General features: G+C 64.2%; 3 protein-coding genes. 1 reads left to right on the top strand and 2 read right to left on the bottom strand.

The annotated features are described in order from the left end of the window. A partial coding sequence (locus tag MLGJGCBP_RS18420) for a tyrosine-type recombinase/integrase (protein WP_160097508.1) occupies positions 1 to 681 on the top strand: 681 nt, incomplete at its 5' end. A gap of 3 nt (positions 682 to 684) precedes the next feature. On the opposite strand, the gene MLGJGCBP_RS51875 is transcribed toward MLGJGCBP_RS18420, so the two are convergent. Next, entirely contained in the window at positions 685 to 906 is a 222-nt protein-coding gene (locus MLGJGCBP_RS51875; RefSeq protein WP_236581195.1) for a hypothetical protein, read from the bottom strand. A 322-nt stretch (positions 907 to 1,228) separates the two neighbouring features. After that, positions 1,229 to 2,068, bottom strand: coding sequence for a DUF4190 domain-containing protein (locus MLGJGCBP_RS51870; protein WP_236581194.1), 840 nt, complete (start codon positions 2,066 to 2,068; stop codon positions 1,229 to 1,231). Positions 2,069 to 2,361 lie beyond the last annotated feature (293 nt).

Below are 2,361 nucleotides of genomic sequence, written 5' to 3'. Positions count from 1 at the left end.
GCACAACGCTCGATCGCCCGGATCGACGAGGTCACCGGCCGCCGGGTCGATTACGTGTTCGTTCGGCGCGGCAAGCTGCTCTCGGGCAAAACCCTCTTCGACGAGGAATTCCGCACTGTCTGCGCGGCAACGGGTCTGGTCGACGACCGAGGATCCCCGACCGTCAGCGCGCACCGGTTTCGGCACACCCTCGGCACCCAGCTCGCCGAGGGCGGTGCCCGGATTCAGACGATCATGGCGATACTCGGACATCGCAGTGCGACGATGTCCATGATTTACAGCCGCATCTCCGATCCCGAGATCCGGCGCCAGTACGAGACGGCCCTCGCCGACGGGCACCGGATCGCCGGCCCGGCCGCCGACGCCCTCCTGCACGACGCTCTCGACGACAAGACCGTGGACTGGTTGAAGAGGAACTTCCTCAAGACCGAACTCGAACTGGGGCACTGCCTGCGGCTGCCCGCCGAGGGTCCGTGCGAGTGCGACCTGATCCTGACCTGCCCGAAGTTTCTCACCACCAGTGAGTACGCGCCGCGGATCCGGGCGCGCCTGGCGACCGAGCAGGTCCTGATCGATGACGCCCGCGCCCGCGGCTGGGACCGGGAAGTCGAACGGCACGAAGCGACGTGCCGGCGGCTGCAGCACCTCCTCGACGACCTCGACGACGGCGAAACCTGCTGAGGTTCAGGAATGGTTGGGGCACAAAAGGTCCGACTCCACTACCCAGTCCTGTTGCGCGAGCCAGTCCCGCACCGCCGCCGGGATTTCGTCGGTGCCGGAATCGGTGCCGGTGACCAGCGGACCGTCCCCGCACCGGGAGCAGCTGACCACCAGGACGTGGTCGTGGGGCTGACAGTGGGCGCAGTGCCGGGCCTCGCGAAGCTCGCCGCGATCGCCGAGGTGCAACCAGATGGTCGCGAGATCGGCGCGGTGCGGAATAAGGTCCCGGCGGGTGGCGGGCTCGTATCCGCAGTTCGGACAGGACGACGGTCCGGCCGCCGGGGACGAAGGCGCCGTGAAGGGGGTCGGGGTGAGAACCGATTTTCGAGCTGCTACCTGGGACTGTTGTATCCGGGGCCCCGATGGACCGTGGCCTTCCGGTCCAGGATCGAACGTGCGGAGACTTCCACAATGCCCATCTCGGCGCGCCCGGGTCCGTTGGCGGCTGGAGATCGACCCTCTACGGCATGCGGGTTAAGGGTGGCTTGCTCGCTCGTCCTCCGGCATGTCACGGCGCATTCGCAGCGGTGGCAACCACTAGCACCACCACGGCTACGATGGCGGCCAGCGACAAGTACCCGAAGATGAGACCGGCAAGTGCCATTCCAGCACCGCGCTCGCCGGTCCTCCTTATTTGTCGACGAGCGACGTGCCCGAACGGGATTGCGATGAATCCACTGACTATCCCAAGGATGAGCGCAACAATCGCCAGGGTGTTAGTTTGTCCCGCGCGTGAGGTGATGACCTGGCCTTGTATCTGGTTGCTGAAGACCGGTTGCCCGTCTGGCGTAAAACCAACCTGGGAGTAGATCGGCTGTCCATCTGCCGTGTACCCGATTGGGTCAGCGGACCGTGTGCTACCGATTTTCCTGATGTTGGGGCCGAGGACTGTTCGAATAGTGCGCCCCATCACAAGCGTCAGGACTAGATAGAAGCCCGCCCCTACGATCGCGGCACCTTTCCAGGCTGCGAGGAATCCCGGTGCATCCATATCGAGGATCCGCACGCCGGCGCGCGATGCGTTGCCTGTCCCCAGAACGATCGTGAGGGTCATTATGTTAGGGAGCGAGATCGTAAAGGCCAACAGGAGGGCGAGGACGGCCACGGCTGGTCCGCCGCGCCGTTGCCATGACAGCGAGCCAATGAGCGCGCTGAACAGGGCTACCAGGGTGCAGACCGCCCCGATACAAACTCCGCACATAACAGCGGTCGCCGATTCGCCGTTTGTGAATCCGGCCACATTCTGAGCCCAGAGGCGGGCCGTGAACTGAAATACCAACGCCAAGAACACCATGACGGCTACCACCGTCGCTCCAACGCCGATCACGCGCGTCAGCCATTCAACCATTCGTGGCTCTGCGTGCCATTCACCTTCGTGGCTGCGCGCTTCGACAGGACTCTGCACCTCCGCGCCCGGCCTGTCGGAATCCGAATACGACATGGCACTCCTTATGTTTACGGCCCGACTGCGGGCTGATCATAAGACACTCGGCGGCGTTCAGCGCCGTGAATACCTGCGAGTTCCGCGCGCGACCGCGAGAAAACGCATGTCGACGAGTATCTGTCGGGGGTCGGGGAGCAGATTCTCGAAATCCGGCGCTAAGGATTTACGGCAGATAGTAGCGTACTATCTGCCGTAAC

The organism is Rhodococcus sp. T7, from assembly GCF_009872365.1.
In the GTDB taxonomy this organism is placed as follows: domain Bacteria; phylum Actinomycetota; class Actinomycetes; order Mycobacteriales; family Mycobacteriaceae; genus Rhodococcus_F.
Note: the sequence above shows the minus strand (reverse complement) of the source record. Positions and strands in the feature narration are given on the sequence as shown.